Origin of the sequence: uncultured Agitococcus sp. (assembly GCF_937920075.1) — a bacterium.
In the GTDB taxonomy this organism is placed as follows: domain Bacteria; phylum Pseudomonadota; class Gammaproteobacteria; order Pseudomonadales; family Moraxellaceae; genus Agitococcus.
Genome location: NZ_CALETI010000146.1, coordinates 1 through 5,131, shown reverse-complemented (window position 1 = coordinate 5,131; position 5,131 = coordinate 1). Strand labels below are relative to the sequence as shown.

The window sequence follows — 5,131 nt, the reverse complement described above, 5'->3', positions numbered from 1 at the left end:
AACACGCATAAAACATCGTTCCTAGATCATGGTTTCATTATGACATGAACCAATTCAAGCGTCTTGTTTTCAAGTGTTGTTTAAAAGAGGCGATAACATCGCCTCTTAAAGGCTTTAAATATTACCCATAAACAAGCGTTTCATGACTTTTTCTTTGAGGCTATGGGTTTCGTTAAAACCCATACGATCTAAATAACGATGGACTTTGTCATCATCTTCATCTTTAAAAATCGAGCTAACCACCATTTTTAATAATTGCAGAGGATGCTCAGTGCTAGTTTTTAAGGATTGTAAGGCTTTGACAATGTTTAATTCATCTTTGGTAAAGTCTGTACCAAAAGGAAAGCTCGGTAAATGCTGCATAAACGGTTGCAAACGTTCCGCTAAGGCTTCAGGCGTATTGTTGGTATAGGCTTTGGGAATCACATAATCAGCCGATAATTTACCTTTGCTCACTGCCCATTCACGCAATTCTTCTTGGCAACGAGAATCACTGATATTTAATAAGGCTTTAATGATGTCACTGTCATTTTTGCCACGCAAATCGGCAATGCCATATTCGGTAACAAACATATCGCGTAAATGGCGTGGAATGGTAATGTGTCCATAATTTTTGACAATGCTGGAACGTACTTCACCATCAACCATACGATGACTACGCAACATTAATACCGAGCGTGCATCGGGCAATTCATGCGCTTGAGCAACAAAGTTATATTGTCCACCTACGCCACTCACTACACGCCCGTCTTCTAAAGCATCTGATACCGCCGCGCCTGATAAAGTGGCCATCATACAGGTGTTAATAAAACGTGCTTTGACACGTTGAGCACGTTTTAGGTTCTCATCGCCATAACGATCACCATATAACTGGTTAATAAAGGCAATGGTGCTCATATTAATTAAATTGAGTTGATCGTCAGGCATATCACGCAAGGCTTGATAAAAGTCGGCAGGGCCTAAAAAGAAGCCACCGTGCATAATCACGCCATTTTCTAAACGTTGGCCTAAACATAAACTAGCGATCTGTTGACAGGCTTCAGCATCGTCTAAATCACCACTAATTTGTTGCTCACCAACGATTAATACGCCATCTTCAACGCTGCAATCATCGGTAAAAATGCCAAAACGGGTTAATAAGGCAACGTCCTCACCTGTTAAGGGAGAGCTAATTAGACCTTGTTCGCGTAGGGTGTTGAGGGTATCTAAAGAAACAGTTTCGCTAATTAAGCCTTGATTGAGCAGTTTTTGTAAGCCTGTGTGGTTATAGACTTGGCGGCGAATAATATTGGCTTGAATCAGCTTTAAAAAGCCATTAACAAACATTTCGCTACAGCCATACAAGCCTTGTTTAAAGGGGGCTAAGTCTAACTCCGCAGACAGTGGTAAATTGTGGTTTAAGCGGCGAATCATATTTTGGTAAGTGACATTATCACGATCACGCAGCATTAAACCTTGGACAATCGCGTCCCCCAAAGAGCCAATACCGATTTGTAATGTACCGCCATCTTGAACTAAAGAACTTGCATGTAAACCAATGGCATAATCACTTAAACCCACTTTCATGTTAGGGGTGGAGAATAGGGTGTGTGTGCCTGCCGCATCTTCAATAATCATATCAAATTGATCGGCAGAGACTTCGGCATCATTAGGCATAAATGGCAGCTTATGGTTAATCACACCTACGGCAAAAATACGTTCACCTGCCTCTCGACGCGGTTGTAATAAGTCTAATAAATCTTCGCTTAAATCTGGATTACACGATAAGCTATAACGACGTGTGCCATCGGCTTCGTCACGTACCGCAATAGACTGGCAAATGACGTTAACACCGTTGTGTGCCATGTCGCGGGCAATATGGGTATAGTTGCTGTTGATATAGTGTTGTTGAGCATTGGCATTATTGAGCCAATCACCCGATTTTAAAAAGAATTCATTAACACTAATGTTATTGGGAACTTTATTGTTTTTAAGGTCAGTGACATAGTTTAAATCGGGATAATCGCCAAAGACACGTTCAACAAACGGTTGTAAAAAGCGTGTTTCTAAGTCACTGCTAGCCGTTGGTTTGGTTAAGGATAAGGCACTAAAGATATGCAAACATCGCTCAGGCATGCTGCTAATCCGTTGATACATGGCGTTAATAAAAGCATTGGGTTTGCCCAAGCCTAAAGGTGCGCCAAGTCGAATATCGCCATCGATTTTATTAATAATATCAGTGACGGCTTGTTCGATAGAGTTATAGAACTTAACGGACATAACAGTAACTCCTAGAGGAAAAAGATAATTTATTGTGACAGTTTGTTTATAGAGCAAAAACTCTTAATTTTTGTAAGGTTTATGTCTTTGAGCATACCCCAATAGCCTTTTTTGGCAAGAGATTTTTGATGATTAATAAGTTTGATATTTGTGTGATAGAAGAAGAAATAGTATGTCGTGCAGGGTGTGCCGCCTGTTGTATTGCGCCTTCTATTTCTTCGGCTATTCCTGATATGCTAAATGGTAAACCTGCGGGTGTTCCTTGTATTCAATTAAATGAACAAGGTTTTTGTAAATTGTTTGGTTTACCAGAACGTCCTAAAGTATGTAGCAGTTTAAAGCCAACTTTTAGTATGTGTGGCTTAACAAAAGAGCAGGCGATGGTTTATTTAAGCCAACTAGAAATATTAACGAGTTAACTATGTGTCAATTACTTGGCATGAATTGTAATGTGCCGACCGATATTTGTTTTTCTTTTACTGGATTTGCTTGTCGTGGTGGTCGCACTGATCATCACAGTGATGGCTGGGGGATTGCTTTTTTTGAAGAGCAAGGTAGTCGTGTATTTTTAGATTATTTACCTTCAGCACAATCACCCATTGCTCAGTTAGTCCAAAACTATCCCATTAAATCAAAAAATGTCATTGCCCACATTCGTAAAGCCACACAAGGCCAAGTAAGTTTGGCAAATACACATCCTTTTCAGCGGGAAGTATGGGGACAATATTGGATTTTTGCTCATAATGGCGATTTAAAAGACTTACCTGCTTTAACGGGTGATTATTATCGTCCTGTGGGAAAAACAGATAGTGAACAGGCATTTTGTTTGATTTTGGAACATTTACGTCAGCATTTCAGTCACGCCCCTTCAGTCGAGCAGTTAGCAGCAGTATTAAAAAATTTTGTGCCACAATTAGCACAGCTTGGTGTGTTTAACTTTATGTTGTCTAATGGCGAATGGTTGTTTGCACATTGCTCAACCAAGCTACATTACATTATTCGCCAAGCACCTTTTACGGTGGCTCATTTACTGGATGATGATGTGTCAGTTGATTTTAACCAAGTAACAACCCCCAATGATCGGGTTGCTGTGATTGCAACAACACCTCTGACCACAAATGAAACATGGCAGGCAATGCAGAGTGGTCAAATGGTTTATTTTTGTGAGGGACAGGTGACACAAGTGCTGTAAAGGAATAAGAGGTGGTCCTTAAATGGAGAGTGACAAAATAAGATGAACTATTTAGCCCATTTATTATTAGCAGGCGACCATCCTCACAATATTGGTGGCTTATTAGGCGATTTTGCCAAAGGCAATGTTTGGCAACAATATCCACAAGAGTTAGCCTTAGAAATCATGCTACATCGCAAAATTGATAGTTATACCGATAGCCATTTGATTGTTAAGCAAGCAAAATTACGTTTTCCCCCACCAAAAAGAAAATATGCAGGCATAGTCTTGGATGTTTTTTATGATCATGTTTTGGCTGTAAATTGGGCTGATTATCATCAACAACCTTTAACCGATTTTAGCCAACAGGTTTATGCTAATTTGTTGAACCAACACGCTATTTTGCCTGATAAATTACAATTTGCCTTGCCCATCATGATTGAAGAAGACTGGCTAAGCAATTATGTCTCTTTTGAACACATTAAAACGACTATTCAACGTATTGCCAAACGTTTAAAACGCGAGAATCTTTTGGCTGATTGTCTGCCCGAACTAGAGCAATATTATGATTTGTTTGTGACTGATTTTAAGCTATTTTTTCCAGAATTAATGATGTTTGTTGAACAGCAACGGCAGGAGTTTAGAGCCATTTATAATCTATGATTAATAATGGCTCAAAAAATCATCAACCAAGTTGAGTTCGTTTATCAACAATCAAACTGGTGACCATATCCCCTTCAACATTAACTGCGGTGCGTACCGTATCTAATAAACGGTCTATGGGTAATAAAATCGCGATAGCTTCCGCAGGCAAACCAACTGACTGCAACACCATGACCATTGTCACCATGCCAGCACTGGGAATACCGGGTGCGCCTATTGATGCTAACATCACCGTCACACATAAAATGATTTGTTGACCCAAACCTAGCTCAATCCCGACTAAATTTGCCACAAACAAAGCCGCTGCTGCTTCATATAAAGCCGTGCCATCCATATTAATTTGTGCACCTAAAGGCACGACAAAACCACTAATTTGAGGACTGACTTTTAAGTCTTTTTCTAAACAATTTAAGGTAACAGGAATGGTTGCTGCACTAGAACTCGTTGCAAATGCAGTTAGCAGAGCAGGGCGTGCACCACGCCAAAATGTGAAGGGTGAAACACGCGCAAATAACCACAAAACTAAAGGCAAAATCACAATGCCATGTAATAAGGTTGTGCCAATCACCACAGCAATAAATTGTGCTAATGTACCTAATAAAGCCGAGTTTTCACTAAGCACCAATTTAAATAACAACGCCATAATGCCTAATGGCGCAATTTGCATAATCCAACCAACCAGTTGCATACATAAATTAAAGCTTTCATTAAATAGTTTGTGTAGTTGAGGGTATTCTTGACCTTTAATGGCTAAAGCAATGCCTACAAACAAGGCAAACATAACAATCGCCAAAATATTCCCTTGGGCTAAGGCATTAAAGGGATTAGTAAAAATTCCTTGTACTAACTTTTGCAAAAACTCACTGGCAGTTAGTTGACTGCTATCTACAGTGGCAGCATAGCTTTGTAATGAGGCCAACGATAGGCCTTTACCTGTTTCAAAAATATGTGCCGCTCCCAGTCCTAAACTAATGGCAATACAGGTTGTTAAAGCAAAACAAGCAAGTGTAATTTGCCAAACACGATGAATTTGCTGAT

Annotated in this window: 5 protein-coding genes; 3 read left to right on the top strand and 2 right to left on the bottom strand. The window is 39.7% G+C overall.

Annotated elements, in window-relative coordinates:
• Positions 1-114: 114 nt before the first annotated feature.
• The gene (locus Q0212_RS05515) at positions 115-2,259 is read right to left on the bottom strand and encodes an acetyl-CoA hydrolase/transferase C-terminal domain-containing protein (protein WP_297923388.1); all 2,145 of its coding nucleotides are present in this window, start codon (positions 2,257-2,259) and stop codon (positions 115-117) included.
• A 128-nt stretch (positions 2,260-2,387) separates the two neighbouring features.
• Between Q0212_RS05515 and Q0212_RS05510 the strand changes: the two genes are divergently transcribed.
• The 3 genes from Q0212_RS05510 to Q0212_RS05500 are packed head-to-tail and all read left to right on the top strand — an operon-like array spanning position 2,388 to position 4,093.
• On the top strand, positions 2,388-2,678 hold the full coding sequence (locus Q0212_RS05510) for a YkgJ family cysteine cluster protein (protein ID WP_297923386.1): 291 nt from the start codon (positions 2,388-2,390) through the stop codon (positions 2,676-2,678).
• Positions 2,679-2,680: 2 nt separating this feature from the next.
• Positions 2,681-3,451, top strand: a complete 771-nt coding sequence (locus tag Q0212_RS05505) for a class II glutamine amidotransferase (protein WP_297923384.1) — start codon at positions 2,681-2,683, stop codon at positions 3,449-3,451.
• 42 nt (positions 3,452-3,493) lie between these two features.
• Positions 3,494-4,093, top strand: coding sequence for an ACP phosphodiesterase (locus Q0212_RS05500; protein WP_297923382.1), 600 nt, complete (start codon positions 3,494-3,496; stop codon positions 4,091-4,093).
• 22 nt (positions 4,094-4,115) lie between these two features.
• Here Q0212_RS05500 and Q0212_RS05495 read toward each other — a convergent pair.
• Positions 4,116-5,131, bottom strand: a 1,016-nt coding sequence (locus Q0212_RS05495) for a dicarboxylate/amino acid:cation symporter (protein ID WP_297923380.1), incomplete at its 5' end; no start/stop codon positions are given.

Bases quoted from the DNA above. Each gene is read 5' to 3' on its own strand.
- Q0212_RS05510 (WP_297923386.1), top strand. From the start codon at position 2,388: ATGATTAATAAGTTTGATATTTGTGTGATAGAAGAAGAAATAGTATGT.
- Q0212_RS05505 (WP_297923384.1), top strand. From the start codon at position 2,681: ATGTGTCAATTACTTGGCATGAATTGTAATGTGCCGACCGATATTTGT.
- Q0212_RS05500 (WP_297923382.1), top strand. From the start codon at position 3,494: ATGAACTATTTAGCCCATTTATTATTAGCAGGCGACCATCCTCACAAT.
- Q0212_RS05515 (WP_297923388.1), bottom strand. From the start codon at position 2,259: ATGTCCGTTAAGTTCTATAACTCTATCGAACAAGCCGTCACTGATATT.